Origin of the sequence: Streptomyces sp. NP-1717 (assembly GCF_022695985.1) — a bacterium.
In the GTDB taxonomy this organism is placed as follows: Bacteria; Actinomycetota; Actinomycetes; order Streptomycetales; family Streptomycetaceae; genus Streptomyces.
Genome location: NZ_JAAPBF010000019.1, coordinates 25,324 through 51,051, shown reverse-complemented (window position 1 = coordinate 51,051; position 25,728 = coordinate 25,324). Strand labels below are relative to the sequence as shown.

At 70.6% G+C, this 25,728-nt stretch carries 23 protein-coding genes and 1 pseudogene; 13 read left to right on the top strand and 11 right to left on the bottom strand.

All coding sequences use genetic code 11. From position 1 onward, the window contains the following. Window positions 1–246: 246 nt before the first annotated feature. The gene (locus GXP76_RS06670) at window positions 247–1,716 is read left to right on the top strand and encodes an amidase family protein (RefSeq protein ID WP_242570487.1); all 1,470 of its coding nucleotides are present in this window, start codon (window positions 247–249) and stop codon (window positions 1,714–1,716) included. Between the two features lie 241 nt (window positions 1,717–1,957). After that, window positions 1,958–3,063: pseudogene (locus GXP76_RS06665) on the top strand (hypothetical protein). 67 nt (window positions 3,064–3,130) lie between these two features. On the opposite strand, the gene GXP76_RS06660 reads toward GXP76_RS06665, so the two are convergent. Further along, complete coding sequence (locus tag GXP76_RS06660; protein WP_242570486.1) at window positions 3,131–3,547, bottom strand: hypothetical protein; 417 nt, start codon at window positions 3,545–3,547, stop codon at window positions 3,131–3,133. Window positions 3,548–3,599: 52 nt separating this feature from the next. On the opposite strand from GXP76_RS06660, the gene GXP76_RS06655 reads away from it, so the two are divergent. Further along, window positions 3,600–3,755 carry a hypothetical protein gene (locus tag GXP76_RS06655; RefSeq protein ID WP_308354099.1) on the top strand — a complete coding sequence of 52 codons (156 nt, stop codon included), beginning with the start codon at window positions 3,600–3,602 and terminating at the stop codon, window positions 3,753–3,755. A 43-nt stretch (window positions 3,756–3,798) separates the two neighbouring features. Here the strand turns inward: GXP76_RS06655 and GXP76_RS06650 are convergent, their stop codons facing one another. The 3 genes from GXP76_RS06650 to GXP76_RS06640 are packed head-to-tail and all read right to left on the bottom strand — an operon-like array spanning window position 3,799 to window position 7,507. Next, a complete protein-coding gene (locus GXP76_RS06650) occupies window positions 3,799–5,898 on the bottom strand; it encodes a xanthine dehydrogenase family protein molybdopterin-binding subunit (protein WP_242570485.1) in 2,100 nt (699 codons plus the stop codon). Then, entirely contained in the window at window positions 5,895–6,941 is a 1,047-nt protein-coding gene (locus tag GXP76_RS06645; protein ID WP_242570484.1) for a xanthine dehydrogenase family protein subunit M, read from the bottom strand. Before GXP76_RS06645 ends, GXP76_RS06650 begins: the two co-directional genes overlap by 4 nt. Next, window positions 6,938–7,507: a 2Fe-2S iron-sulfur cluster-binding protein gene (locus tag GXP76_RS06640; RefSeq protein WP_242570483.1), complete on the bottom strand. Its 570-nt coding sequence runs from the start codon at window positions 7,505–7,507 to the stop codon at window positions 6,938–6,940. Before GXP76_RS06640 ends, GXP76_RS06645 begins: the two co-directional genes overlap by 4 nt. A 241-nt stretch (window positions 7,508–7,748) precedes the next feature. Here GXP76_RS06640 and GXP76_RS06635 point away from each other — a divergent pair, with 241 nt between their 5' ends. Next, entirely contained in the window at window positions 7,749–8,330 is a 582-nt protein-coding gene (locus GXP76_RS06635) for a M23 family metallopeptidase (RefSeq protein ID WP_242570482.1), read from the top strand. Window positions 8,331–8,413: 83 nt separating this feature from the next. On the opposite strand, the gene GXP76_RS06630 is transcribed toward GXP76_RS06635, so the two are convergent. Together GXP76_RS06630 and GXP76_RS06625 are read right to left on the bottom strand one after the other, a co-directional pair. Further along, entirely contained in the window at window positions 8,414–11,290 is a 2,877-nt protein-coding gene (locus GXP76_RS06630) for a BTAD domain-containing putative transcriptional regulator (RefSeq protein ID WP_242570481.1), read from the bottom strand. A 169-nt stretch (window positions 11,291–11,459) separates the two neighbouring features. Then, complete coding sequence (locus GXP76_RS06625; protein ID WP_242570480.1) at window positions 11,460–11,636, bottom strand: hypothetical protein; 177 nt, start codon at window positions 11,634–11,636, stop codon at window positions 11,460–11,462. 112 nt (window positions 11,637–11,748) lie between these two features. Here GXP76_RS06625 and GXP76_RS06620 point away from each other — a divergent pair, with 112 nt between their 5' ends. After that, a complete protein-coding gene (locus tag GXP76_RS06620; protein WP_242570479.1) occupies window positions 11,749–12,741 on the top strand; it encodes a MerR family transcriptional regulator in 993 nt (330 codons plus the stop codon). 127 nt (window positions 12,742–12,868) lie between these two features. Here the strand turns inward: GXP76_RS06620 and GXP76_RS06615 are convergent, their stop codons facing one another. The 3 genes from GXP76_RS06615 to GXP76_RS06605 are packed head-to-tail and all read right to left on the bottom strand — an operon-like array spanning window position 12,869 to window position 15,260. Further along, window positions 12,869–13,249, bottom strand: a complete 381-nt coding sequence (locus GXP76_RS06615; protein WP_242570478.1) for a hypothetical protein — start codon at window positions 13,247–13,249, stop codon at window positions 12,869–12,871. Beyond that, window positions 13,246–13,623, bottom strand: a complete 378-nt coding sequence (locus GXP76_RS06610) for a hypothetical protein (RefSeq protein WP_242570477.1) — start codon at window positions 13,621–13,623, stop codon at window positions 13,246–13,248. The genes GXP76_RS06615 and GXP76_RS06610 overlap by 4 nt, the downstream gene beginning before the upstream one ends. After that, entirely contained in the window at window positions 13,623–15,260 is a 1,638-nt protein-coding gene (locus GXP76_RS06605) for a polymorphic toxin-type HINT domain-containing protein (RefSeq protein ID WP_242570476.1), read from the bottom strand. Before GXP76_RS06605 ends, GXP76_RS06610 begins: the two co-directional genes overlap by 1 nt. A 205-nt stretch (window positions 15,261–15,465) precedes the next feature. Here GXP76_RS06605 and GXP76_RS06600 point away from each other — a divergent pair, with 205 nt between their 5' ends. Then, window positions 15,466–17,439: an ABC transporter ATP-binding protein gene (locus GXP76_RS06600; RefSeq protein ID WP_242570502.1), complete on the top strand. Its 1,974-nt coding sequence runs from the start codon at window positions 15,466–15,468 to the stop codon at window positions 17,437–17,439. 100 nt (window positions 17,440–17,539) lie between these two features. On the opposite strand, the gene GXP76_RS06595 is transcribed toward GXP76_RS06600, so the two are convergent. Beyond that, a complete protein-coding gene (locus GXP76_RS06595) occupies window positions 17,540–17,977 on the bottom strand; it encodes a hypothetical protein (protein WP_242570475.1) in 438 nt (145 codons plus the stop codon). A gap of 155 nt (window positions 17,978–18,132) precedes the next feature. Between GXP76_RS06595 and GXP76_RS06590 the strand changes: the two genes are divergently transcribed. The 4 genes from GXP76_RS06590 to GXP76_RS06575 all read left to right on the top strand — a co-directional run bounded on the left by GXP76_RS06590 (window position 18,133) and on the right by GXP76_RS06575 (window position 21,129). Continuing rightward, window positions 18,133–18,783 carry a DUF998 domain-containing protein gene (locus GXP76_RS06590; RefSeq protein WP_242570474.1) on the top strand — a complete coding sequence of 217 codons (651 nt, stop codon included), beginning with the start codon at window positions 18,133–18,135 and terminating at the stop codon, window positions 18,781–18,783. Window positions 18,784–18,827: 44 nt separating this feature from the next. Further along, window positions 18,828–19,199 carry a YciI family protein gene (locus GXP76_RS06585; RefSeq protein ID WP_242570473.1) on the top strand — a complete coding sequence of 124 codons (372 nt, stop codon included), beginning with the start codon at window positions 18,828–18,830 and terminating at the stop codon, window positions 19,197–19,199. A gap of 52 nt (window positions 19,200–19,251) precedes the next feature. Next, a complete protein-coding gene (locus GXP76_RS06580; RefSeq protein ID WP_242570472.1) occupies window positions 19,252–20,523 on the top strand; it encodes an RNA polymerase sigma factor in 1,272 nt (423 codons plus the stop codon). Between the two features lie 147 nt (window positions 20,524–20,670). Continuing rightward, entirely contained in the window at window positions 20,671–21,129 is a 459-nt protein-coding gene (locus GXP76_RS06575) for an HIT family protein (RefSeq protein WP_242570471.1), read from the top strand. Window positions 21,130–21,232: 103 nt separating this feature from the next. Here the strand turns inward: GXP76_RS06575 and GXP76_RS06570 are convergent, their stop codons facing one another. After that, a complete protein-coding gene (locus GXP76_RS06570; RefSeq protein WP_242570470.1) occupies window positions 21,233–22,339 on the bottom strand; it encodes a LacI family DNA-binding transcriptional regulator in 1,107 nt (368 codons plus the stop codon). A 225-nt stretch (window positions 22,340–22,564) separates the two neighbouring features. Between GXP76_RS06570 and GXP76_RS06565 the strand changes: the two genes are divergently transcribed. From GXP76_RS06565 to GXP76_RS06555, 3 genes are all read left to right on the top strand, one after another. Then, window positions 22,565–23,833: an ABC transporter substrate-binding protein gene (locus tag GXP76_RS06565; protein WP_242570469.1), complete on the top strand. Its 1,269-nt coding sequence runs from the start codon at window positions 22,565–22,567 to the stop codon at window positions 23,831–23,833. Window positions 23,834–23,968: 135 nt separating this feature from the next. Further along, entirely contained in the window at window positions 23,969–24,811 is an 843-nt protein-coding gene (locus GXP76_RS06560) for a carbohydrate ABC transporter permease (RefSeq protein ID WP_242570468.1), read from the top strand. After that, window positions 24,798–25,721: a carbohydrate ABC transporter permease gene (locus GXP76_RS06555; protein WP_242570467.1), complete on the top strand. Its 924-nt coding sequence runs from the start codon at window positions 24,798–24,800 to the stop codon at window positions 25,719–25,721. The genes GXP76_RS06560 and GXP76_RS06555 overlap by 14 nt, the downstream gene beginning before the upstream one ends. Window positions 25,722–25,728 lie beyond the last annotated feature (7 nt).

Genomic DNA, 25,728 nt, shown 5'->3' with positions numbered 1-25,728 from the left:
CAGAGCCGGGCTGGCCCTCAGCATGCAGGACCTGGTAGTCCTGTTGAACCGTCAGGTCAGCGGCTCGCTCCTCAGCGTGCAGGCGGGCGCAAACCGGGTCGGCATGGGTTCACAGAACCTGAGCCAGAACCCGTCTTCGTGAGCGAAACCAGCCGCACCGTGCTCACCGCTGCGGCAGCCCGTGCCGCGGTCACCGCCATGACCACCCCAGCCAGCCCGCACCACCGCCCCTCCAGGAGCCCTCACATGACCGGACCCCTTCACCTGGCAGCCGCCGGCGAGCAGCTGGCCGCTCTGCGCGGGCACCGGATCACCAGCCGCAAACTCCTGGAGCAGTACCTCGAACACATCGCCACGTCGAACCCGCAGCTGAACGCCGTCGTCACCCTCGACGCCGCCGGCGCCCGCGCGGCCGCCGACAAGGCCGACCAGCATCTCGCCTCGACCGGCAAGACACTCGGCCCGCTCCACGGTCTGCCGATGACCGTGAAGGACGCCCTCGAGGTCGAGGGGATGCGCACCACCTGCGGCTCCCCCGCCCTGACCGACCACGTTCCCGACCGTGACGCCGATGTCGTCGCGCTGCTTCGCCACGCCGGTGCGATCATCATCGGCCACACGAACGTGCCGGCCATGTGCCAGGACATCCAGACGTCGAACCCGATCTTCGGTACGACCAAGAACCCCTTCGACGGCAACAGGACCGCCGGCGGCTCCTCCGGCGGCCCGGCGGCAGCGGTCGCCGCGGGCTTCACCAGCCTCGAAATCGGCTCCGACCTCGCCGGCTCGCTTCGCCTTCCCGCCGCGTACTGCGGTGTCTACGCCCTGCGCACCTCGCGCGGCACCAGCCCGATCGTGCCCACCCGCGGCCACGTTCCCCGCCTGCCCGGCTGGGCGACCAGCAGCGACATGATCACGCTCGGCCCGATCGCCCGCACCGTCGAGAACCTCGTCCTCCTCCTCGACGTCATCGCCTCCCCCTCCCCCGCGGACCGGCCGGGCTGGAAAATCGACCTCCCGGCCCCGGCCAAAGCCACGCTCGGCGAGTACCGGGTCGGCATCTGGGCCGACGACGCGTACTGCCGCGTCGACGCCGGCACCCGCGCCCTCCTCGAACAGATCGCCAAGCTCGTGCGCGGTCTCGGCGCCACCGTTGACGACTCCACCAAGCCCGTCGACTTCGCCGACAGCGACAAACTGTTCCAGCGCCTCATGTACGCCACCGCCTCGGCCACCGCCGGCGACGAGGCCTTCGCGGCCGACGTCACGGCCGCCGAGAAGATCCCCGCCGACGACCCGAGCGCCCTGTACCTGCACTCACGGACCATGCGTCACCGCGACTGGTGCGTCGCCGATGAAGCACGCCAGGACCTCCGCGCGGCCTGGGACCGCTACTTCGACGAGCACGACATCCTCATCACCCCCGCCACACCCACGGCCGCCGTCGCCGACCAGACCAACACCCCAGCCCCGCAGCGGTACATCACCGTCGACGGCCAGAAGCGCCCCTTCTTCGATCAGACCAGCTGGCTCAACCTCGCCGGCCCCGTCGGACTTCCAGCCCTGGTCCTCCCAGCTGGGCAGACCGCGGACGGTCTGCCGCTGGCCATCCAGATCATCGGCCCCTACCTGGGAGACCGCACCGTCCTCGAAGCCGCCCGGCAACTCGCGCGGAAGCTGCCCGAGCCCATGCGTCCTCGCGCGTTCACAGACTGACCCCCACCGGATCCGAACGATCTGACCCCACACGGTCTACGGCACGGCCTCCGCGCAGGCATGGGACCGGCTGCACCCGGCGGGCGACCTGGATCGACCACGAGGACCGCTGTCCATCACTCAGGGCAGCGTCATCCGCCTGACCGTGGAGAAGCTGCCCAGTGGTGGGCGAGGTGAGAAAACACGTTGGCCGGCTGCCGGGGAGGTGCGACGATGCGTCTGTTTCCCGGGCGGAGGGCATTTGTTCGTTTTCGCGTGTGTCGGATGCGGCGCCGAGTTGACCACCGCACTGTCCCAGGTCGCGCTGCCGGTCCATGCCCGTCAGACGTACGGGAACGGAGCCCAGCTTCCGGTGCTCATGGAGCCCGGGACGTTCGCCGTGGACCCGGACCCCTGGGGAGGGCCGTGGCGGATGTGGGACGAGATCGATCCGGGCGAGGCAGAGGCACGCGGCATATACGCACCGGTCCACGCCCTGTCCGACAGCACGCCCGGGGCGAGTGTCATCGCGCCCGGTGACATCCGAGGAACCCGGCTGATTCCCGGGAAACTCGGCGGTGCCTGCTGCGGCCTCGACGGAGCCGACGGGCCCAACATGGCCTGCGAGGCCTGCAGCCTCCCCGTGGCCACCAGGGTCGACGACTGCTCCCTCTGGCAGGCAATACGGCTCAGCCGGACGCCGTGCACCGCGTCCCCGCCGACGGTATCCACCCTGTGCGCCTCTCCTGGGCGCAGCTGGCGGAAAAAGGCGAGGCAATACCCCCGTTCGAGCCGATCGCCACCTGGGGAGGACCGTCCGGGTCGAACCACTACTGGTCATGGAGCCCGCGGTGGGAAGCGGCGGCCGGACAGGCGCTCGCCCACCTGCTGACTGCCTCCCAGGGGGAGCCGGTTGAGATCCCGGGCGGTCTGACCGCGGACGTGTTCCAGCGCGCTCTCGACACCCTGCTGCCGGGAGGTCCTCCGAAGCGGCGCGCCGTCCTCGCCGGACCGGGACGACCCTCCCCCGAGGCGGGCGCCGACATCCTCCTCGTACCGGTCCATCCCCAGACGGGCCGGACCTGGACCCCCGCCGGCCCGGCCGCGTCTGCGTACCTGGTGCCCCTGCCGCTGGGTGTGTGGCTGTCGCTGGTCTCACCCCAGCCGCACCTGCCGGTTCCCGCGTCCGGCCGCATACCCCAGGACGTCCTGCGCGACGACCCGCTCCCGCTGCTCCCCAACTACCTGTTCCGGGCCGACCGGGAAACCCTCCAGCACACCTTGGTCCGGCTGCCGGCCGTACGCAGCCCCTGGCTGCGCACGATCCTCGACAACCTCACACAAGCCACCTCGGCGCACCTCTTCTGACCGCGGGTAGTCGAACACTTGGGGTTCTGGCTGCACTTCTGCGGTGTGGCCACGTTGAGCGAGCGGATCACCTCGTGGTTGGCCGATCCCGATGACGAGAACGCACCCCGGGTTCGTCCCCCGCCTCAACTGCGGACCTCCTGCTGAGGAAGTGCTTCGCTGCCTCGACCGCTTCTGCGTTGAGTTCCTCGACGGAGACTCCCCAGCTCTCCTCCCAGCCGTCCAGGCTGTGCGCGCAGCGCACAAGGGGTTCCAGCTCTTCGGGGTGGCCGAGGTCATGGGCGATGTCTGCCCAGATGAGGTAGGTGCCGACGGCGGGATCCACGGATCCGTCGGCGATCTGACCGGCGATCCAGCAGGCCATCGCCCACTTTGCGGCCCGGGGGTCCGCGGGTGGGTGGAAGATCAGTCCCAGCTCCTCCAGGACTTGGTCGAAGAGCTCCGGCGCTTCGGGCTCCTCGCTGCGGAGGAGACCAGCCAGCATGGCCAGGGACGGGCTTTCGACCCCGGCAACCAGCGCGTCCAGACCTGTCTGTATGAGCCTGTCCGACCCGACATACCTGCCAAACGCCCTCTACCACCAGGTCCTCCACGCGCATCAGCCAGATGAAGAGGCCGACGGCTTCACCGACGCGTTCCCGCTGAAGACGGCATCCCGCGTGGAGGGCATGCGCGGGGCGGGCGCGGCGTGAAACCGCCGGAATTCGAGAGCGGCCACCTCGCCTGCACCGTCCGTCAGCCCAGGTGCGGCAGCAGTCTGTCCGGTCGCATCGGCGCCCGGCGCAGCCGGACCCCCGTCGCGTGGTGCACCGCGTTGCCGATCGCCGCCGCCGTGCCGACGATGCCGATCTCGCCGATGCCCTTGCTGCCCATCGGGTTGAGATGCCGGTCGTCCTCCTCGATCCAGTACGCCTCCACCGAGCGCACGTCCGCGTGCGCGGGCACGTGGTACGAGGCCAGGTCGCGCTCCGCGAAGTCACCGGCCACGGGATCGATCGCCGAGCCCTCCATCAGCGCCATGCCGAGCCCCATCGTCATCGCGCCGATGAACTGGGAGCGTGCGGTGAGGGGGTTGAGGATGCGGCCGGCGGCGAAGACCCCCAGCATCCGGCGCACCCTGATCTCACCGGTGTCGGTGTCCACCCGGACCTCCACGAAGTGCGCGCCGTAGGCGTGGCGGGCGAACTCCGATCCGGCCTGTACGCCCTGCGTGGTGTCGGCGCTCGCGGACAGTCCCTCGGCGGGCACATCCCCGCCCGCCGCCTCGATACGTGAACGCAGCGCACGGCACGCCTTGTCGACGGCCCACCCCCACGAGCCGGTGCCCGCCGAACCGCCGGCGAGCGGGGCCGTCGGCAGGTCGCTGTCGCCGATCGTGATCCGGACCCGGTCCAGGGGCGCGTGGAGCGCGTCGGCGGCGATCTGGGCGAGCACGGTGCGGGCTCCCGTACCGATGTCGGTGGCGTTGGCCCGTACCAGGAAACCGCCGTCCGCCTCCGCGCGCGCCTCGGCCGTGGAAGGTGCGATCAGCACCGGGTACGAGGCGGCGGCGACGCCGCTGCCGAGCAGGAACCGGCCCCGCCTGCGCACCCCCGGGCGCGGATCGCGGTCCCGCCAGCTGAACCGCCGGGCCCCCTCGCGCAGGCACTCCACCAGATGGCGGCTGCTGTAGGGCCGGCCCGAATCCGGCTCGTACGGGGGCTCGTTGCGCACCCGCAGCTCCACCGGGTCCACCCCGGCGGCCAGGGCCAGCTCGTCCATCGCCGACTCCAGCGCGTACATACCGGACGCCTCGCCGGGCGCGCGCATCCACGAAGGCGACGGCACGTCGAGCGCGGTGACGCGATGCGTGGTGCGGCTGTGCGGCGAGGTGTACATGGTGCGGGCAGGTGTCGCGGCCTGCTCCACGAACTCCTTGATCGTGGACGTGTACGTGGTCACCTCGTGCGCCAGCGCGTCGATCACCCCGTCCGGGCCCGCGCCCAGCCGCACCCGCTGGATGGTCGGCGGCCGGTGCCCGACGAGCGCCGGAAGCTGGGAGCGGTGCAGCGCCAGCTTGACCGGGCGCCCGACATGCAGGGCCGCCATCGCGGCCAGCACCGGCTGCGGACGCGGGGTGCCCTTGGAGCCGAAACCGCCGCCGACATGCTCGCTGATGACGGTGACGTGCGCCGGGTCCATGGCGAAGAGCGCGGCCAGCGTGTCCCGTACGGCACTCGACCCCTGGCTGGAGTCGTACACCGTCAGCCGCCCGTCGTCCCACTGTGCGACGGCGGCGTGCGGCTCCATGGGGTGGTTGTGCATCGGGTCCATCGAGTACGTGACGTCGACGGTGACCGGGGCGGCGGCGTAAGCGGCGTCGAAGTCGCCGCGCTCACGGACCGCGGGATGCCCGCCGTTGACCGTTTCGGGTGTGTAGAGGCCCCGATGGCCGGGGGTGAGGACCACGTCGTGGTCCTCGGTCACGTACGTGACGCGCACCGCGTCGGCGGTGGCGCGCGCCGCTTCCGGGCTCGTGGCCACCGCGACGGCGACGACCCAGCCCCGGTGCGGCACACGGTCGTCGCGCAGCATGCCCAGCGTCGGATCGTCCGGCTCGCCGATCCGGGGCGCGTTCTCATGGGTCAGTACGGCGACGGCGCCGGGCTCGGCGAGGGCCGCGGCGGTGTCGAAGGACTCGGTCCGGCCGCGCGCCACGGTCGCGGTCACCACCCACGCGTAGAGACAGCCCGGCGGGGTGTGCTCGGCCGCGTACCTGGCCGTGCCGGTGACCTTGGCCCGGCCCTCGATCCGGACGGCGGCGGAACCCAGGGTCCGCTCGCGGCTGGTCGTCACTGGTCTCCTCCATGGCCGTGGCCGGTGTGGCGGGGATCGGCATGGCCGACGGTGGCCGTGGCGGGATCGGCCAGTTCGGTGAGCAGCCGGACGGCCAGATTACGGGCGATGAGGACCTTGAACCCGTTGTCCCGCAAGGGCCGGGCGGCGGCCAGTTCGGCCGCCACGGCGCGGTCGAAGGCGCCGGCGGTGGCCGGCCCGCCGGCCAGCGCGGCCTCCGCGGTCGTGGCACGCCAGGGCTTGTGGGCCAACCCGCCGAAGGCGAGCCGTACCTCCCTCACGACTCCGTCGCGTACGTCGAGCGCCACGGCGGCCGACGCCAGCGCGAAGGCGTACGAGGCGCGGTCCCTGGCCTTGCGGTACGCGGACGGCAGACCGGCGGACGACGCCGGCAGCCGGACACCGGTGACGAGTTCACCGGGCCGGATCACGGTGTCCACGTCGGGGCGGTCACCGGGCAGCCGGTGGAAGGCGGTGAGCGGTACGGTCCGCCGGCCGCCGGCGCCCAGCAGCAGTACGTCGGCGTCGAGCGCGGCGAGTGCGACCGCCATGTCGGACGGGTGCGTCGCCACGCACGCCTCGGAGTGCCCGAGCACCGCGAGATCGCGGTGGTGGCCCTCCCGCGCGGGGCAACCGGAGCCGGGCTGCCGCTTGTTGCACGGCTTGGTGATGTCCTGGAAGTACGTGCAGCGGGTGCGCTGGAGCAGATTTCCGCCGGTGGTGGCCATGTTGCGCAGCTGTCCCGAGGCACCCGCGAGCAGGGCCTGCGACAGCACGGGATAGCGCGTCCGGACCGCCGGGTCGGCGGCGAGGTCACTGTTGCGGGCGGTGGCGCCGATGAGCAGACCGCCGTCGTCGGTCTCCTCGACGCGGTCGAGCGGCAGCCGGGCGACGTCGACGAGGTGACCGGGGGTCTCGACCCCGAGCTTCATGAGGTCGACGAGGTTGGTGCCGCCGGCGAGGAAGCGGGCGTTCGGATCGCGGGAGAGGAGGGCGACGGCGTGGTCCGGGTCGGTGGCGCGTTCGTAGGTGAAGGACTTCATGAGGCCACCACCCGGGCTTCGCTCCTGCTGCTGTCCGTCGCGCTCGCGACGTCCTCGATCGCCGCAAGGATGTGCGGGTACGCGGCGCAGCGGCAGATGTTGCCGCTCATCCGTTCGCGGATCTCTTCGGCGGTGAGCGGCACCGGCCGGCCCGGGGGTGGGCCGGCGGCGTCGGTGACATGCGAGGGATGGCCGCCGGCCGCCTCGGCGATGACGCCGACCGCCGAGCAGAGCTGGCCGGGCGTGCAGTAGCCGCACTGGAAGCCGTCGTGGTCGAGGAAGGCCTGTTGCAGCGGGTGCAGACCGTTAGTACCACCGTCCGACAGACCCTCGACCGTGGTGATGCGGGCACCGCTCTGGGCGACGGCCGGCATCAGACAGCTGTTGGCGCGCCGACCGTCCACCAGAACGGTACAGGCGCCGCACTGGCCCTGGTCACAGCCCTTTTTGGGTCCGGTGAGGTGCAGGTGCTCGCGCAGCGCGTCGAGCACGGTGGTGCGGTTGTCGAGTGTCAGTCGGTGCGGTTCGCCATTGACATGGAGCATCACTTCGGACATTTGCGGCATCACCGTCGGGTATCCCTCGCCCACGCTCGGCAAACGCGCTGCGCCGGCGGCCCACCCGATCGGCTCCGCCCCAGGCTCTGGCCGGCCTGGCAGACCGCGGTCGGCGCGCACCTGGCTCCGCTCGGCGAACTCCTCTTCCTCAGTGGGCCGTTGGCCGCATGCCGCCACCGCACACAGGTTGTATCCGCTTTGTATGCCCGCCTTCTTGAATCTTGGAGTTACCGACTACAAGGGGAAAAGCATGCAGAGACATATCGGGCGGCTGCTGGCGGCTGCGAGCGTGGTCGTCACTCTCACCGTCACGGCTTCGGCCGCCGTCGCGGCCCCGCAGGAAGCCTCGCCGGCGGATGCGCTGGCCGCGGGCCGGCCCGCCTTCAAGATGCCGTTCGACTGTGGGCAGAGCTGGCGGGGCAGCAACTGGAACGGGCACAGCCCCGGGCACTCGATCGACTGGAACCACTACAACGCCAGCGGCACCCCGGACGACTTCGGACGCCGGGTGTTCGCCAGTGCCGGCGGCACGGTCCTCTCCTCGTACTACGCCACGGACACGGGGTACGGCAACACCGTCGTGATCGGGCACGGAGACGGCTGGCGGACGCGTTACGCGCACCTGAAGACGCGGGACGTCCAGAAGGGCCAGACGGTCAAGATCGGCCAGCGGATCGGAGAAGTCGGCGCCTCGTCCGCGCTCTACGACCTCTCTCCGCACCTGCACTACGAGCAGATACACAACGGATCGGTCGTCGTCGCGGTCATCCAGGGCGTCCAGTGGAACGACTACCTGACGCGTTATCAGACCAGCAACAACAGGTGCGGCTGACGCAGTGGTGACGACCGGTGCCGGCCCTGCGGCCGGCACCGCGTTCGTCGCACGGGCCGGTCCCGACGGCCCACCGGCGCGGGTCAGTTCAGCAACCGCAGCTTCGCGTCGACGAGTTCGGCCTGCTCGCGCGCGTCGAGCCTGCGCCATGTGGACAGCGAGCGGTGGAAGTAGCGCCTCGCGGTCTGCTCCCGGCCGGTCGCGTGGTGCAACTCGCCCAGCAGGCACGCGACGCGCGCCTCCGCGCGACGGTCGCCGAGCTGCTGCTGTACGGCGAGCGCGTCGACCAGCAGCGCCGACGCCTGGCCCGCGTCGCCCTGTCGCAGGCACAGCTCCCCGATGCTCTGCTGCACACAGGCCGCGCAGTGTGTGTCGGCCAGATCGTCGAAGATACCGAGTGCGCACTCCAGTTCGGCCTGTGCGAGGCGCAGTTCGCCGCGCAGTTCGTGCATCGCCGCGATCCGGCGGCGCACCTGTGCCTCGCGGTGCCGGTCGCCGACCTCGCGGGACAGCTCCAGGGCACCGTCGAGCCACGGCGCCGCGGCCTCGGGGTCCCGCCGCTCCAGCCACACCGAGGCGATCGCGTTGCACGCGACCGCCTCGCCGTGCCGGTCACCGGCCCTGCCGAATCCGCGCAGCGCCGCGACGAACGTCTCCAGCGCGGCGCCGAGATCATTGACGACCCGGTACACGGACCCGGTCCCCAGCGCGGCCATCGCCTCGCCGGAGAGGTGCCCGAGACCGGCGAAGAGCGCACGCGAGGTCTCGAACGACGCGACCGCGTCGGTGTACCGGTCTCCGTAGAGGTGGAGCTGGCCGAGGTTGCGGAGCAGCGCCGCGGCCTGTGCGTCGGACGGAGCCGGCGTCGCGTCGAGCACGAGTTGGTGCGTGCGCAGCCAGTCGCCGTAGTAGCCCCGCATGTCGAAGAAGCTCGCCAGCTCGATCGCGAGGTCGGCGGCCCGGGAGACGTGACCGAGGCGTATCGCGGATTCCACGGCGGCGACAAGGGTGCGGCGTTCCGTTTCGAACCACGGCACGGGCCGGGCACGCACCGCGGGCGAGATCGCGGCGGCGGCCTGGGCCGGTTCGCCGAGTACTCCGAGGAAACGCGCGGGCATCGCCGAATTGGCGCAGCGGGCGAGCGCGATCAGTGTGTCGACGACCTCCAGCCGGCGCCGCGCGCGTGTGCCGGCGTCGTCCGACTCGGCCAGTTCCTCGGCGTAGCAGCGCAGCAGATCGTGCATGCGGTAGCGCTGGAGCCCGAGGGAGTCGGTGCCCACCACTTCGACCAGATGCTCGTCGGCCAGCGTCTCCAGTTCCTTCGCGGCCTCGTCGGTCCGCCCCATGGCCACCGCGACGAGCCAGCCCGCCACCGGCTCGCCGGCCAGCTGCCCGAAGGCGCGGAAGGCCGTCGCCGCCTGCTCGGGCAGATGCCGGTAGCTCAGCTCCGCGCTCGCCCGTACCTCCATCTCCCCCGTCCGCAGCTGGTCCAGCCGTCCGCGCTCGTCGTGCAGGAGGTCGGCCAGCGTGCCGACGGTCCAGCCGGGCCGGTTCGACAGCCGGGAGCCGGCGATCCGTACGGCCAGTGGCAGCGAGCCGCAGTCGGCGAGCACCCGGTCGGTGTCCGCTCCTTCCAGGCGCAGCCGGTCCGGTCCGACGATCGTGCCGAACAGTGCGCGGGCCTCGTGGTGTTTCATCACGCCGACGGGGATGTGATGGGCCGGGAGTCCCGGCGTACGGCGCCGTGAGCTGACGAGCACCGCTGATCCCCCGGTGCCCGGGAGCAGGGAGCGCACCTGTGCGCTGCCGGCGGCGTCGTCCAGGACGACGAGGAACCGGCGCTGTGCCAGGCGTGAGCGGAACAGCGCGGCCCGCTCGTTCAGTTCACCGGGCATGGCGCTGTCGATGACACCGAGACCGCGCAACATCTCGGCCAGGACGTCGGCCGGCTCGCGCGGCCGATCGCCCATTCCGCCCAGATCGACGAAGAGCTGGCCGTCGGGAAAGGCGTCACGCACACGGTGCGCCACGTGAACGGCCAGTGTGGACTTCCCGGAGCCCGGCGGGCCCGTCAGGACCACGACGACCGGCTGCCGGCCGGCCGCCGACAACAGCCCTTCCAGCAGGGTGATTTCCTCGGTGCGACCGGTGAAGTCCGGCACGTCGATGGGCAGTTGGCACACCGGTGCGGGCGACGCGCGGCGCCGGCCGACGTACCCGTTGGCCTCCTGCCCCGCGTTGCGCAGGGACGCGCCGGGTTCGATGCCGAGTTCGGCGGCGAGGACCCGCTCGGCTGTGGCGTACGCGGACCGGGCCTCGCCGGTGCGGCCCGAACCGTGCAGTGCGCGCACCAGCATCTGCCACAGGTCCTCCCGCAGCGGGTCCTCGGCCAGCCGGGACCGCAGCTCCGCGATCAGCGGCGCGTAGTCCCCCATGCGCAGGCGCACGTCGAGACATTCGGCGACGGCGACCGATCGTGCTTCCTCGGCCCTGGTGATCGCCGGATCCCACACCACGCTGGACGGCACGTCCTGCAGCACGCTGCCGCGCCAGAGGCCGAGCGCCGATTCGTAGCCGTACAACGAGGCGGCGTCGTTGCCGCGGTCGCGCTCCGCGCGTGCCCGGTCCAGCCGCTGTTCGAAGAGCAGCAGGTCGATGTCGTCGGGTCCGACGTCGAACGCGTACCCCGACGGCCGGGTGCTGAGTCCGTCGGTGGCGACCCCCGCCTCCGACAGCGCCCGCCGGAGGGTGCGTACGTAGGTGCGCACGTTGGCGACGGCGGAGCGGGGTGCGCCGCCGGGCCACAGGACCTCGGTCAGTACGTCGAGCGAGACGAAGCCGCCCGGCTGCAACAGCAACGTGGCGAGAATCGCTCTCGGTTTGGCGCCACCGATGCGGACCGGGGCGCCGTCCACCCGCACCCGCAGTGGACCCAGCACCCCGAATGTCGGTTCCCCCACCCGTGCCTCCGCGACAGTCGGTGACTCGGGGCACAGCGTACTGGTGCTCGAAGAGGCCGAACAGACCCAGAGCCCGCTGCCACGTGGCCCTGCCCTCGGCGGCAGAAGGGCGATGAACTGCCCCTGGCCGGGCGTTGATCCGGCGGCGGCGGCGTGCGGGCACGCGCCTTCATTGCTCGTCGTCGAGGCCCTCGATGTCGACGGGCCGCGTTCCGTCGAACGTCACGAGGATTCCGTACGGGTCCGCAATCCGCAGCCCGCTCTCCGCGAAACGGATGGCCCAGGTCCGGTCGGCCCACACGATTGCTTCCGGAGCCGCCAGTGGCAGCTCCGGAAGTTTCAGCAAGTCCAGCTCCGCGGTTGTGAGTTCGAAGCGCGGCGACCGGGGCCGGAGCGGGGAAAGATGGGCCTCGTACGGGCTTGCGTCTCAAGCCGCTTGAGATTCCATAGTGTGGGTCATGGACATGAACGAGCTGTACGCCATCGGGGATGTCGCCCGGCGGACCGGTCTGAGCGTCAGTGCCGTCCGGTACTACGCCGACGCGGGTGTTGTGACGCCGGCCGCCTGCACCCCGGCCGGCCACCGTATGTACGACGTGTCGGCCGTCGCCCGGCTGGAGCTGGTCCGGACGCTGAGGGAACTCGACGCCGGCCTGGACGAGATCCGGCGGGTGCTGGCCGGCGAGGCGACGTTGCGGGAGCTGGCCACCACTCATCTGGCCCTGCTGACACGGCAGGAGGCGCGGCTGCGCAGTCGTCGCGCGGTGTTGTCGGTCATTCTGCGGCAGGACTCCACGGCCGAGCAGGTCACGCTGATGCACAAACTGGCGGGCATGTCGGACGAGGAGCGCGACCGGCTGATCGACGAGTTCTGGACCGAGGTCTCCGCCGGCTGGGATCCGCCGGAGCGGATGGTCGAGTGGTGGCGGGCGGCACGGCCGGAACTGCCCGAGTATCCGACCGCGGCCCAGATGGAGGCGTGGATCGAGCTGGCCGAGCTGGTCCGGGACCCCGAGGTCCGGCAGGCCGCGCGCCGTGAGCTGTACGAGGCGTGTACCACCGGGGCCGGGCCGCTGATGACCTCGTCACCGATGCTGGACTCCCTGGAAGCCGCCACGCCGATCGCCCAGGCGGTGATGGACGCGGCACGGGAGCAGGTGGAGCCGGACTCGCCGCGCGGGCGGGAGAACGCCGACCGGTGGATCGGGTGGCTGACCGGTATCTTCGCGACACCGGACAGCCCCGGGATGGCGGACACGCCCGAGTTCCGGATCGAGACGGCCGACCACATGCTGGATGGCGCGGAGTGGGACCGCACACCGCCGGAGCCGCAGGGGCCGTTCGATCAGTACATGGCGCTGGTCACCGTCGTGAACGACACGCCGCCGGAGCGGTTCCCGTACGAGTGGCTGGCCGCGGCACTGCGGGCGTCCGCCCAGCCCGCCCGCTGAGCATCCGGTGACGGGGCGGGGGGGGGGCGAAGTCCGGTGCCGGTGGGCTGACGCGTGCGTGCGGTTCGAGGGCTTCCCACCGCGCAGGGCGCGCGCCGCCCGCTGTCAGGCGACCATGGCCATGACGTCACTGGCCGGCCTGTGCCGCGCCGACGCCGCGGCGCAGGCCCAGGGCCACGCCCGCCGCGTTCTCCCGGAAGAAGCCGACCCGCTCCATGAAGGCCCGCTCCGACGGGACCATGGCAAGGAGGGTCGTCAACGTCGCGTGTGCGGCGCGCAGTTGGTCCTCCGACACGGACAGGGACAGGGAGCGGTTCGGATCGTGCTCCACGGTGAACAGCGCCGCGAGCCCCGCGCCGGCCTCCCCCAGGACGAACCGGCGCTGCTCCGCGTCGGGAACGAGCGTGCTGAAGGTCTCGGTGGCGCGGCGCAGCAGTTCGAGCTGCGAAGGGGTGAGGCGTACTTCAAGGCCGCTGTCGGTACGGCTGACCGGAACCCGATTCCTCATACCGGCAGCCCCGAACGCAGGAGGAGCGCCATCCCCAGGACGGTCTCGCGGAAGTCCCCGACGCGCTCGACGAATTCCTCCTCCGTCCATGTGACGGTCGGCAGCGAGGTGAGGATCCCGTACACCGCGTGGAGCTGGGCGAACGTCAGCTCCACCGGTCCCGGCACCACCGCGTCGTACGAGACGCCCAGTTGGAGCGGCTCCGCCAGTGCGATGTCCTCGGCGCCGGTGACGAGTGCCCGGACCGCCGCGGACTCCTCCCGGTAGGAGAAGACGATGACCGCCCGGCGCAGCAGATGGAACTGACGATCGTCCACCATCAGGACATAGTGTCCGCTCTCCCGGCCGCGCCGGATCTCCACCTCGGTAGTCATCAGTTGCGCTTCGCTCCCTTGCTGTAGATCCGGTCGAATTCCGCCCGGGTCATCTTGTAGCCGTGGACCATCGTGCCGTTCTTGAGGATCACCACGCCCTTCTCGTCATCGTAGAGAGCGTCCGACTGGGAGTTCGGCCGTGAGGGGTCCGGCGGCCGGGGGTCGTGGTGGGTGAATTCCTTGTCCCGGAACTTCGCGAAGTACTCGGCCATCTTCGTGGGATCGCCGTTCGTGCCCGGGATGATGTGGTCATTGGCGTTCTTGATCCGTTGTGCGGCCTGCTCGGGGGTCTCGCCCTCGACGGGCTGGTCCTTGGACTTGATGCGTTTGACGTTGTAGTCGACGCCGTCCGCGATGTCGGCGCCGTGACGCTTGTCGATCTCCCCGTGCTTCTTGTCCGTGATGCCGAAGTCCGGATCCTCGTCGTAGTCCGGGTTGTCGCACGGGTCGTTGTTGTGGACGAGCGCTTCCTGGGCGCCGACACCCACGTAGTACGTGTGGATGCCCTCGACGGACAGGTCGTGCGTGGTCTGCCGCTTGGTGTAGCGGTCGGTGTCCAGGACCCGGAGCGCTCCGCCGGTGGACGTACGGAACGTCGCGCCCGGCCGGATGTCCCCGGCGTCCGCCCAGCGCCGCTGGTCGCTCAGCCAGAACGGGTGCGTGTCGGTGGCGGTGAGGACCGCCGTGCCCGAGTCGGAGCGGACCGTCAGGCGGGTGAATTCCTTGTCGTCGTGGGTGGTGATGGCACGCACGACACGGCGGGCGGTGGTCAGACCGGTGGACGGTTCGGTGACGGTGACCCACTGGCCGGCCCGTACGGTCTCGATCGCGGCGCGGCGGCCGTCGGCGAGCAGGACCGGAGTGCCCGGCAGGAAGCTGTGCCTGACCGGGCAGGCTTCCGGTTTGTCGCCGTCCCTGGGTTTGTCCTTGTTCTCCTGGTCGAGTTTCCGCTTCGCGTCGGCGAGCCCGTCCTCCGCGTCGTCGACCCGCTTGCGGTTCTTGATCAGGCCCTTGAGACCGTCGTACAGATCCCCGCCGTGCTTCTTGAGCTTCTTGACCAGCTCGACGGCCTTCTTCCACTTCCACGGAGCGCCGTACTTCGCCGCCAGCTTGCCGACCGCGCCGCCCACGACACTGAGCAGAACGTTGATCAGCGTCTCCGTGCAGGCGCCCATGTCGCCCTTGGTGATGCAGTCCAGGGCATCCGTGATCCCCAGCTCGTCCGCCAGGATCTTCGCAAGCTCCTTCGCCGCTTCCTTCGCCTTGTCACCGTCGGACTTCTCCGCCGCCTGAGCGTCCTGAAGCTCCTTCAACGCGGCGTCGTAGTCGAGCTCCGCCTGCGTCTTTCCACCGCTGTCCGCCGGAGCCTCGACCTCTTCGCCGCCTTGGCCGCCCGAGTCGCCTTGGCCGCCCGAGTTGCCTTGGGCACCCTGGTCGCCTTGGTCGCCGTCCGCGACCGTGTCGCTGCCACCACCGCAGTCACCACCACCGGTGATCCTGCAAACCTGCGTACTGATCCCCTCGGCCAACGCGGGCCCCACGCCCGTGCCCACCAGCGCGGCCACGATCGCCGCCACGACGACGACCAGACCCACGTACTCGACGGCGCCTTGGCCTCGCTGCGGTGTCCTGCGCAACGCACCCAGCAACCGCGTGTCGGTGCGCGGCAGAACCGTCCCGCGCAACCTGTGCCGCAAACGACGCACGACGACTCCCCCTGTACATCGGCCACTGCTCATACAGGACTCGGGAACGGGCCGTGCAGTTCCCGGGAGGACTCGCGCCGAAACGGGCACGGCTTGACCTGAAGGTTGCTTGAGGTTCTACGGTCCTCCCATGAGTATGGAGTCCACAGCCTGGACGCAGTTGCACAACGTCATGAACGCCCGGCACGAACGCAGACCGTTCGACCGCGCCACCCTCCGGAGAATCGGCGGCTTCGCCCGGCCCCACCGCCGTCGCATCATCCAGTTCGTCCTGCTCGGCGTCGCCACCGCGCTGCTGGCGGTGGCGACGCCCGTCCTCGCGGGCCGTGTCGTCGACGCGATCGTGTCCGGCGGTGACGAGCGGCTGGTGGTTCGGCTCGCTCTGCTCATCGCGTTCATCGCGCTCGCCGAAGCCGGCCTCGGCCTCCTCGGGCGCCGGCTCTCGGCCACCCTTGGCGAGGGGCTGATCCTGGACCTGCGGATCGCGGTCTTCGACCACGTCCAACGCATGCCTGTCGCCTTCTTCACCCGCACCCGTACCGGAGCCCTTGTCAGCCGGCTCAACAACGACGTGATCGGTGCGCAGCGCGCCTTCAGCAACACGCTCTCCGGTGTCGTCAGCAATGTGGTGACGCTGATTCTGACCCTCGCGGTGATGCTGACCCTCTCCTGGCGCATCACGCTCCTCGCGCTCGTCCTGCTGCCCGTGTTCGTCGTGCCCGCGCGCCGGATGGGCACGCGCATGGCGAGACTTCAGCGGGAGGCTGCCGATCTGAACGCCGCGATGGGCAACCGGATGACCGAGCGGTTCTCGGCACCGGGCGCGACGCTGATCAAGCTGTTCGGGCGGCCTGCCGACGAGTCAGCCGAGTTCGCGGCGCGGGCCCGCAGGGTGCGGGACATCGGGGTCCGTACGGCCATGGCGCAGTCCACGTTCATCACCGCCCTGACACTCGTCTCGGCCCTGGCGCTGGCGCTCGTCTACGGGCTCGGTGGTTCGTACGCCCTGCGGGGGAGCCTCGATCCGGGTGCGGTGGTCGCGCTCTCCCTGCTTCTCGTACGGCTCTACGCGCCGCTGACGGCGCTCGCCGGCGCGCGCGTCGAGGTGATGAGCGCCCTCGTCAGCTTCGAGCGGGTCTTCGAAGTCCTCGGTCTCAAGCCGCTCATCGTCGAGCGGCCCGATGCGCGGCAGGTGCCGGACGGGCCGGTGTCCGTCGAGTTCGACGACGTGCGCTTCAGTTATCCCTCCGCCGACAAGGTCTCCCTCGCCTCGCTGGAGGAGGTCGCTTCGCTCGACACCCGCGGCGGCGCCGAGGTTCTCCACGGCATCTCGTTCCGCGCCGAGCCCGGCTGGACGGTCGCCCTCGTGGGGTCGTCCGGCGCGGGAAAGTCGACCGTCGCGCAACTGCTCCCGCGGCTCTACGACACGGACGCGGGCGCCGTCCGTATCGGCGGTGTCGACGTACGCGACCTGTCGGCCCGGTCGCTGCGCGACACGCTCGGCATGGTCACCCAGGACGGTCATCTCTTCCATGAATCCGTTCGGGCGAACCTGCTGCTCGCCCGGCCCGGAGCCACCGACGACGAACTGTGGGACGTCCTGCGCCGGGCACGCCTCGACGGTCTCGTCCGGTCGCTGCCGGACGGCCTGGCCACCGTTGTCGGCGAACGCGGCTACCGGCTCTCCGGCGGCGAGCGCCAGCGGATGACCATCGCCCGGCTGCTGCTCGCCCGTCAGCGGGTCGTGATCCTCGACGAGGCGACCGCGCATCTGGACAACACCTCCGAGGCCGCGGTCCAGGCGGCGCTCGCCGAAGCCCTGGAAGGCCGTACCGCCGTCGTGATCGCGCACCGTCTGTCCACCGTGCGGGCCGCCGATCTGATTCTCGTGGTGGAGGACGGCCGGATCGTGGAGCGGGGCACACACGAAGAACTCCTGAGCGCGGAGGGGCGCTACGCGGAGCTGTACCGCACGCAGTTCGAGGGCGGGGAGGCGGGTGAAGGCCCCCCGTACGGCGGGGATCGGGGCAAGCTGGTCCCCTGTGACCTCTCGAACTGTCCGGAACTCGGCGCGGGGGTCGGCACCGATGCCGCGCCGGCGGCCGGGTAGTACGGCCGAGGGCGGCGACCGTGGCGGACGGCTCGTCCTCGGCCGCGGATGACGGGGAGGCAGGAACCGGGTCACCCGACCGTCCCTGCCTCCCCCACCGTCAGGGACGGGCCGGGACCCGGGTCATGGTCGAGGTGTAACCGCCCCCGCCGGGGTAGATCCAGTCGCCGGTCGCCGTGGTGCCGTCGGCGCTGAACGTGCCCTCGTAGTAGGCGGGGCTGCCCTTCGCGCCGGCCCAGATGGTCAGCGTGTCGCCGGTCAGTTCATAGACGTAGTCGAAGGTGTTGCCGTTCGAGTCGTAGTACCGCGACACCACGTCCGTGCCGGCCGGTTCGCCGAACGGGCGCAGGTTTCCGATCAGCTCCATGCCGGAGACCGGCTCGCCGGACTGGGTGAGTTCGACGTGCTGGATCAGGAAGAACCCGCCGGGCATCCACTCGTAGCGCACCGTTCCCTCGGCCCCGCCGGTGACCGTCCAGGTGCCGACCAGACGGTCCAGGGCCTTCAGTCCGGCGCTCGGCAGGTTGGTCTCGGACATCTCGTTCTCCTCGCTCGGTGGGTTGTCGCCGCTACCTCGGAGTCGCCCGCCCGTTCTCGACACCCTCATGTCCGTGACATGGATCACATCGCGGATGGGTCGAGATCACCAGGGCGGCTACGAGGTAGCCGCGAGAACCCGCCAAGGAGGAAGTCATGTCCGCCACCACCGTCCCCACCGCCCCGGACGTCGACACCGCCCGCGCCTCGGACCGTCTGCTGATCGCGGGGGCCCTCGCCGGGCCCGTGTTCGCCGTCTCCGCCGTCCTGCAGATGGTCACCCGTGAGGGCTTCGACATCACCCGGCACCCGATCAGCCAGCTCGCCACCGGCGGCCTCGGCTGGATCCAGATCACGACGTTCGTCCTCGCGGGCCTCGGCGCTCTCGCTTTGGCGGCCGGCGTCGGGCGCGCCCACCGCGACGGATTCGGACGCCGGGCGCTGCCGTTGTGCGTCGGGGTCTTCGGCGCGGGGCTGATCGCCGCCGGCCTGTTCCCCATGGACGCGGAGAACGGCTTCCCGGCCGGCACACCGGACCGGCCCGTCGCCGAGATGTCGTGGCACGGCGTCGCGCACTCGGTCTCGGCCGCCGTCGCCTTCACCGCCCTGGCCGTCGCCGCGGTCGTCATGACCGTACGGTGCGTACGCCGCCGGTCGGTGGGCGCGGCCGTACTGAGCGGCGGGGCCGCGCTCGTCCTGCTGCTGCCCATGTCGCCGGAGCACATGAGCGTCCGGATCGCGGTCAACGGCCTGGTCGCCTTCGCCTGGACGACCGTCCTCGCGCTGTCCCTGCGGCGCACGCTCTGACCTGCCCTACCATCGGCCCGACAGGACCGGGAGAAGGAACCGCCATGAAGTATCTGCTGCTCGGCTACACATCGGCCGACGCCTGGGACGGCGCCACCGCCGACTCCCCGTCCCCGGAGGCGCTGGCCGCGTTCGCCGCGTACCAGCGGTTCGAGCGGGAGCTGACCGAGACCGGTGAGCTGGTCGGCACCGAGGGCCTGGGCCACCCCGCCGTCAGCACCACGGTCCACCGGACACCGGACGGCACGGTGGCGACCGACGGCCCCTTCGCCGAACTCAAGGAGGTCCTGGCCAGCTTCGCCGTCATCGACGTGACCGGCCGGGAGCGGGCGGTGGAGATCGCCTCCCGGATCGTCGAGGTGCTGGGCGAGCCGATCGAGATCCGGCCCGTCATGGGCGAGGACTTCGCGGCATGACGGGCCGCCGGCTCCCACGGGGCGCGGCACGGGCGGCGGGCGACACGGCCCGGTGAACGACGGGCCGGACATCACTGCGGAGTTGGAGAGTCTGCTGCGCGCCGAGGCGCCGCAGGTTCTCGGCGCGCTGGTGCGGCGCTTCGGCCGCTTCGACACCGCCGAGGACGCCGTGCAGGAAGCCCTCCTCGCGGCAAGCCGGGCATGGCCGGCCGAGGGTGTGCCGCAGGATCCGCGCGGCTGGCTGATCCGGATCGGCTACCGGCGGATGGTCGACCTGCTCCGCTCCGACCGGGCACGGCGCCGGCGCGAGTGGGACGCAGGAACGGCCGAACTCGCCATGGGGGAATCGGACCGCCGGGCGGCCCCCGCGCGGGAGACCGACGACGGCCTCACCCTCCTGATGCTCTGCTGCCACCCGGTCCTGAGCCACGCCTCCCAGGTGGCGCTCACGCTGCGAGCGGTCGGCGGCCTGACGACCGCCGAGATCGCTCACGCGCACGGCACGGCCGAGACCACCATGGGGACGCGGATCAGCCGCGCCAAACAGCGGCTCGCGCGCGCCGGGGCCCGCTTCACCCCGCCCACCGCCGCCGACCGGCAGAGCCGGATGGCCTCCGTCATGCGGGTCCTCTATCTGATCTTCAACGAGGGGTACACGGCCTCCACGGGTGACGAGCTCGCCCGTGTCGATCTGACCGCCGAGGCGATCCGGCTGACCCGGACACTCGCCGGGACCGTACCCGACGACGCCGAAGTGACCGGTCTGCTGGCGCTGATGCTGCTCACCGAATCGCGGCGCGCCGCCCGGACCGGCGCCGCCGGCGAACTGCTGCCGCTGGACGAGCAGGACCGGTCACGGTGGAACGGCGGCCTCGTCCGCGAGGGCACCGGGCTGATCGACGGCGTCTGGAGCCGGCGTGAGGTGGGCCCGTACCAGTTGCAGGCGGCGATCGCGGCCCTGCACGCGGCCGCCGAAGCCCCGGAGGGAACGGACTGGCCGCAGATCGCGATGCTGTACCTGTGGCTGGAGCGGCTGACCCCCACCGCGCCCGTGCGGCTGAGCCGGGTCGTCGCGGTGGCCCGGGCCTTCGGCCCGGCCAGGGGGCTTTCGCTGCTCGACGACCTCAACAGGCGGCACGCGCTGGACCGGAACCCGCTCACCCGGCAGCGCGAACGCGCGGTCCGCGCCCATCTGACGCGGATGACCGGCGACACGGCGGCGGCGACCGCGCTGTACCGCGAAGCCGCCGCGTTGACCGACAACCGGATCGAGCGGCGCTACCTCCTCGACCAGGTCGACCCCACGGCCGATGACCGTCCATGAGACGCCGTCTCGACGGGAGTTCCGTTGTTCCGTACGGCATGGCGACGCCGACGCCCGGTTCGCCGGACTCCGCACACACGTCCCCGCCCGGATACGGGCCACGGGAACCACGCCCGCTCCGGCGGCCACCCGGCCTACGATCCGGTCATGACGACACCGGAGTGCTTCTCATGCGGCCAGGAAGCCCGCCTGGACGCGTTACCGCTCAGCGAACGTATCGCTTTCGACCGTCATTGGCGGGTCGCTCACGCCTTCGAGACCGCGCTTCCCGGCTGGCTCGTCCTGCTGCCCAGGCGTCATGTGACAGCGGTGCACGGGCTCACCGATGCGGAAGCGGCGACGCTGGGAGCGTGGCAGGTGCGGTTGTCCCGCGCACTCCACGAGGTGACGGGCTGCGTGAAGACCTATGTGGCGCAGTTCGCCGAGGTCGAGGGGTTCGCGCATGTGCACTTCCATGTGATGCCGCGCATGGGCGATTTGCCGCAGGAGCTGCGTGGGCCGGGCGTGTTCCAACTGCTCAGGCGGCCGGTGGAGGAGCGGGTGGCATCCGATGTGGTGGAGGGAACCGCGCGCTCCCTCCACAGCCGTCTCATGCCGCCGCCCTGACGCTGAGCCACCCGTCACGGAGCTGGGGCGGAGCCGGTCGCGGCGGCGGGCTCGCCGTGCCGTAGCTGCCGTCGCGCGCCCGCCGGGGATTACGGGACGGCCCCTAGGGGGTGTCTTCGGCCCCCGTCGCGGCGAGTGCGGGAGCGGTGGACTGAGCCGGGACCGCGGACGGTGCCGGTGCCGTCGATTCCCTGATCACCAGCCGGGGTCTGATCAGCAGCGACCGCCCGGCGGCCGGGGCCGATTCGATCCGGGCCCGCAGTTGCTGGAAGGTCTCGGCCGCCATCTCGGGAAGCGGCTGGCGGACCGTGGTCAGCGGCGGTTCGAAGAGATCGGCGAGCAGGATGTCGTCGAACCCGACCACCGCGACGTCCCGCCCGGCGCGCAGCCCCGCGTCCTTGGCGCCACGGCAGATGCCGATCGCACACATGTCGTTGATCGCGACGAAGCCGGTGGGCGGACGCGGCCCCGACAGCAGCTCGCGGGACGCTCTGCGGCCCAGCTCGGCCGCGTCCTTGTCACCGAACTCGCTGGTGTCCGCGCCGGGCCACACGATCGCGTCGGCCGGGTCGAGGCCCGCCGATTCGAGCGCGGACCGGAAGCCGCGAAGCCGTTCGCGGCGGTTGACGCTGTTCACCGAACCGGAGACGAACGCCAGTCTCCGGTGGCCCAGTTCGATCAGATGGCGGGTGGCGAGCTCGGCGCCCATCGCGTTGTCCACGCTGATGCTGGACAGCGACGCCGGATCGCCCGCCTGCGCGGTGCGGTCGAAGGCGACCATCTTCAGACCCCGTGCGAGCAGCGGGGCGACGTGGTCGAGCGACGGCAGGGAGGAGCACAGCACCACGCCGCTGACCCCGTCGGCGAGCAGTTCCTCCCCGTACTTGAGCTCACGGGCGGGATCGCGCTCGCTGTTGCACAGCAGTACGTGGTAGCCCTCGGCCAGGGCGATGGCCTCCAGCTCTCTCGCGAGCGCCCCCCAGAAGGGGTTGGCGACGGAGGGCACGATCAGGCCGATGACCTTGATGCGGCCGGTGCGCAGCATGCGTGCCGCCCGGTTGGGCCGGTAGCTGAGCTGCTCTATCACCTGCTCCACACGAGCCAGGGTGGCCGCCTGCATACGGTCCGTACGTCCGTTGAGAACGTTGGAGACCGTGCTCGCGGAGACTCCTGCTGCCTCCGCGACCTGATGGATCGTTACCCCGCTCATGCCACCTCCGGTTCGGAACGCACTGCCGAGCTTAGTGTACCGATTTACTGAACGAGCTCCACCGGTACACCCGTTAACGTCCCGGAAAATTGTTGTGCATCAGCTGTTGACGTCGCTCTCGACACGTTCCTAGCATCAGTGCATCGATTTACCAGCACTTCCCAGCCATGTCCGAGAAGTCATCGCTGGATCGATCCACTGACTCCACCTCAAAAGGGGTGTCCCATGGAACTCAACAGACGATCTGTACTCGCCGCCATCGGCGCGGGTACCGCCGCTGCCGCGCTCGCGGGCTGTGGCGGCGGCTCGACGGCCACCGATTCGGCCGACGGCCCCGCCGAGGGCGAGATCACGCTGCTCACCCCGATCTACGAAGGTGCGAACGGCAAGACCCTGCTGGAGCAGGAGATACTGGGCGGGTTCCGGAAGAAGCACCCGGACGTCAAGGTCAACGTGGACTACACCACGTACGCGCAGCTCAACGAGAAGATCACCACCGGTCTCGCGGGCGGGCTGCTGCCCGACGTCATCATGATGGGCGTCGGCTGGATCCCCCCGTTCGCCGCGAAGAAGGCGATCGCCGAGCTGCCGGAGGCGCTCGCCACCGCGTACGACTACGAGAAGCGGGTCCTGGAGCCGTCGCGCTACGACGGCAGGCTCTACGCGCTGCCCGTCGTCCTGGACACCCGCATCGTCGTGTACCGCAAGGACCACTTCGCGGAGGCCGGGATCAAGAAGACCCCGGCCAACTGGGCGGAGTTGCGCGCGGTCGCGAAGCAGCTGACGAAGGACGACCGTCTCGGCTTCGACCCGTTCTCCATCGATCTGCGCCAGTGCTGGGAGACCTTCCTCTTCGCCAACGGCGGCCGGCTGTTCAGCGAGGACGGCAAGAAGGTGCTGTTCACCGAGGCGGGTGGCGTCGAGGCACTGCAGTTCTTCAAGGACCTGATCAAGGACGGCTCGGCCGACTACGCGAAGAAGACGGACGCCGGCGCCCCGTCCAACGTACAGACGGGCCGGGCGTCGATGATGATGTCGACCAGCGCCCTGTGGGTGCAGGCGAAGGAGCAGAACCCGGAGCTGATCGAGGGCGACAAACTCGGCGCGTTCGTGCTGGCCAACCGCCGGCCCGCGATGCTCCAGGGCGGCACGCTCGTCACCCAGTCCGCGCGTTCCAAGCACCCGGCCGCGGCCCGTGCGCTCGTCGAGTACCTGGCGACCCCCGACGCGATCCTCGGCGCGGCGAAGCAGCGCGGCTCGGTGCCCGGTCTGCGGGATCTCAACGAGTCCGGATACGTCAAGGAGAACCAGTTCGTCGATCTCTCCCTGCAGAACCTGGAGCACGCCGTCTCCGAGGGCGGGACCGCCGCCTGGATGGAGATCCGGGAAAAGATCAAGCCGACGCTGGAGCCCGCGATCGTGGGCGGTCAGTCCGCGAAGGACGCCATCGCGGAGCTCGGCCGTCTCGCCGAGGCCGCCATCGGACGGATGTAAGGACCCGACACTGTGCCAGCGACATCCGTAGTGAAGGCACGGCCGCCGAGGCCGCCTTCCCCTCCCGAGGCTCCGAGGACGAAGCGTACGGGCCGGGGCCCCACGGGCCCGGGACGCCGTCGGCGCCGCGCGGGCATGCTCCTGGTGGCGCCCGCCCTGCTGCACGCCTCGCTGTGGATCGGTCTTCCGGTCGTGGTCTCGGTGGTTCTGGCCTTCACGAAGTACGACGTGCTGACGGCACCGGAGTTCGTGGGGCTGGGCAACTTCCGGGACATGCTGGACGACGCGGTCTTCGTCAAGTCCATCGGCAACACGCTCGTCTACACCTTCTTCACCGTGCCCTTCGGCATGGCCCTCGGCCTGCTGGTGGCACTGGCTCTGCACACCGGTCTCAAGGCGCGCGGCATCTTCCGAACCGCGGTGTTCCTGCCGCAGGTCACCGCGACCGTCGCGATCGCCCTGGTCTGGCTGTGGATCTACAACCCCGGCAACGGACTGCTCAACGCCCTGCTGTCGTTCCTGGGCATCGAAGGTCCCGCCTGGCTCTCCTCGACGACCTGGGCGATGCCCTCGGTGATCCTGGTGGGCATCTGGCAGGGCATCGGCATGAAGATGCTCATCTATCTCGCCGCGCTGCAGTCCCTGCCGAAGGAGTTGTACGAGGCGGCGTCCGTGGACGGCGCCTCCAAGGTCCGGCAGTTCTTCTCGATCACCCTGCCGCTGCTGAAGCCCGCGACGTTCTTCGTGCTCATCACCTCGATGATCAGCGCCTTCCAGTCCTTCGACCAGATCTACATCCTGACCGACGGCGGCCCCGCCAACAGCACCACGATGATGACCTACGAGATCTACAAGTCCGCCTTCCGGGAGTTCCGCGTCGGCTACGCCAGCGCGCAGTCGCTCGTGCTGTTCGTGCTGCTCATGGGCTTCACCCTGGTCAACAAGCGGATCATGGGAGGCAGTCGTGGCCACAGCTGAACTGCGCAAGCCGGCCCCGGCTCCGGCGCCGGGGGCCGTGACCAGGGGCAGGCCGGTCTCCGCCGGCCGGGTCGCGCTCTACGTGACACTGACCGTCGTCTCGCTGCTGATGATGGTGCCGTTCGTCTGGATGGTGCTCACCTCGCTCAAGACGCCCGTGGAGATCGCGTCGCAGGAGGCCGGACTGCTCCCGGAGCACTGGGAGTTCGGGAACTACGCCGACGCGCTGAAGGCGGCGCCCTTCGCCACGTACGCACGCAACAGTCTCGTCATCGCGGTCAGTCACACCGTGCTCAACGTGCTGGTCGCGTCGATGGCGGGGTACGCGCTGGCACGCATCAGGTTCCGCGGCAGCGAGATGATCTTCTATCTCTTCATCGCGGCCCTCATGATCCCCACGTACACCAAGGTGCTGCCCGAGTTCCTGATCGTCCGCTTCATGCCGCTGGCCGGCGGGAACGACATCCTCGGCCAGGGCGGCAGCGGCTGGCTGGACAGCTGGTGGGCGCTCATCATCCCGGGCGCGGTCACCCCGTTCGCGGTCTTCCTCTTCCGGCAGTTCTACCTGGACCTGCCGGTGGAGCTGGAGGAGGCGGCGCGCCTCGACGGGCTCGGCGAGTTCCGTATCTACTCCCGGATCATGAGCCCGCAGGTCAAGCCCGCGTTCATCACCGTCGCGCTGCTGACCTTCGAGTCCTCGTGGAACAACTTCCTCTGGCCACTGCTGGTGACCCGCACGGACAGCATGCGGGTGATCCAGGTGGGGCTGTCGGTCTTCAAGACGGAGAACGGCACCCAGTGGCACTTCCTGATGGCGGGCACCACTCTCGCCACCCTGCCGATGGTCGTCCTCTTCCTCATCGGCCAGCGCTACTTCGTACAGGGCTTCGCAACCGCCGGTCTCAAGTGACCGGTTC

What these genes read in the sequence shown, in the direction of transcription:
- GXP76_RS06670 (WP_242570487.1), top strand. Translation starts at nt 247, where the DNA reads ATGACCGGACCCCTTCACCTGGCAGCCGCCGGCGAGCAGCTGGCCGCT.
- GXP76_RS06660 (WP_242570486.1), bottom strand. Translation starts at nt 3,547, where the DNA reads ATGCTGGCTGGTCTCCTCCGCAGCGAGGAGCCCGAAGCGCCGGAGCTC.
- GXP76_RS06655 (WP_308354099.1), top strand. Translation starts at nt 3,600, where the DNA reads ATGAGCCTGTCCGACCCGACATACCTGCCAAACGCCCTCTACCACCAG.
- GXP76_RS06645 (WP_242570484.1), bottom strand. Translation starts at nt 6,941, where the DNA reads ATGAAGTCCTTCACCTACGAACGCGCCACCGACCCGGACCACGCCGTC.
- GXP76_RS06640 (WP_242570483.1), bottom strand. Translation starts at nt 7,507, where the DNA reads ATGCCGCAAATGTCCGAAGTGATGCTCCATGTCAATGGCGAACCGCAC.
- GXP76_RS06635 (WP_242570482.1), top strand. Translation starts at nt 7,749, where the DNA reads ATGCAGAGACATATCGGGCGGCTGCTGGCGGCTGCGAGCGTGGTCGTC.
- GXP76_RS06620 (WP_242570479.1), top strand. Translation starts at nt 11,749, where the DNA reads ATGGACATGAACGAGCTGTACGCCATCGGGGATGTCGCCCGGCGGACC.
- GXP76_RS06615 (WP_242570478.1), bottom strand. Translation starts at nt 13,249, where the DNA reads ATGAGGAATCGGGTTCCGGTCAGCCGTACCGACAGCGGCCTTGAAGTA.
- GXP76_RS06610 (WP_242570477.1), bottom strand. Translation starts at nt 13,623, where the DNA reads ATGACTACCGAGGTGGAGATCCGGCGCGGCCGGGAGAGCGGACACTAT.
- GXP76_RS06600 (WP_242570502.1), top strand. Translation starts at nt 15,466, where the DNA reads ATGGAGTCCACAGCCTGGACGCAGTTGCACAACGTCATGAACGCCCGG.
- GXP76_RS06595 (WP_242570475.1), bottom strand. Translation starts at nt 17,977, where the DNA reads ATGTCCGAGACCAACCTGCCGAGCGCCGGACTGAAGGCCCTGGACCGT.
- GXP76_RS06590 (WP_242570474.1), top strand. Translation starts at nt 18,133, where the DNA reads ATGTCCGCCACCACCGTCCCCACCGCCCCGGACGTCGACACCGCCCGC.
- GXP76_RS06585 (WP_242570473.1), top strand. Translation starts at nt 18,828, where the DNA reads ATGAAGTATCTGCTGCTCGGCTACACATCGGCCGACGCCTGGGACGGC.
- GXP76_RS06575 (WP_242570471.1), top strand. Translation starts at nt 20,671, where the DNA reads ATGACGACACCGGAGTGCTTCTCATGCGGCCAGGAAGCCCGCCTGGAC.
- GXP76_RS06570 (WP_242570470.1), bottom strand. Translation starts at nt 22,339, where the DNA reads ATGAGCGGGGTAACGATCCATCAGGTCGCGGAGGCAGCAGGAGTCTCC.
- GXP76_RS06565 (WP_242570469.1), top strand. Translation starts at nt 22,565, where the DNA reads ATGGAACTCAACAGACGATCTGTACTCGCCGCCATCGGCGCGGGTACC.
- GXP76_RS06560 (WP_242570468.1), top strand. Translation starts at nt 23,969, where the DNA reads ATGCTCCTGGTGGCGCCCGCCCTGCTGCACGCCTCGCTGTGGATCGGT.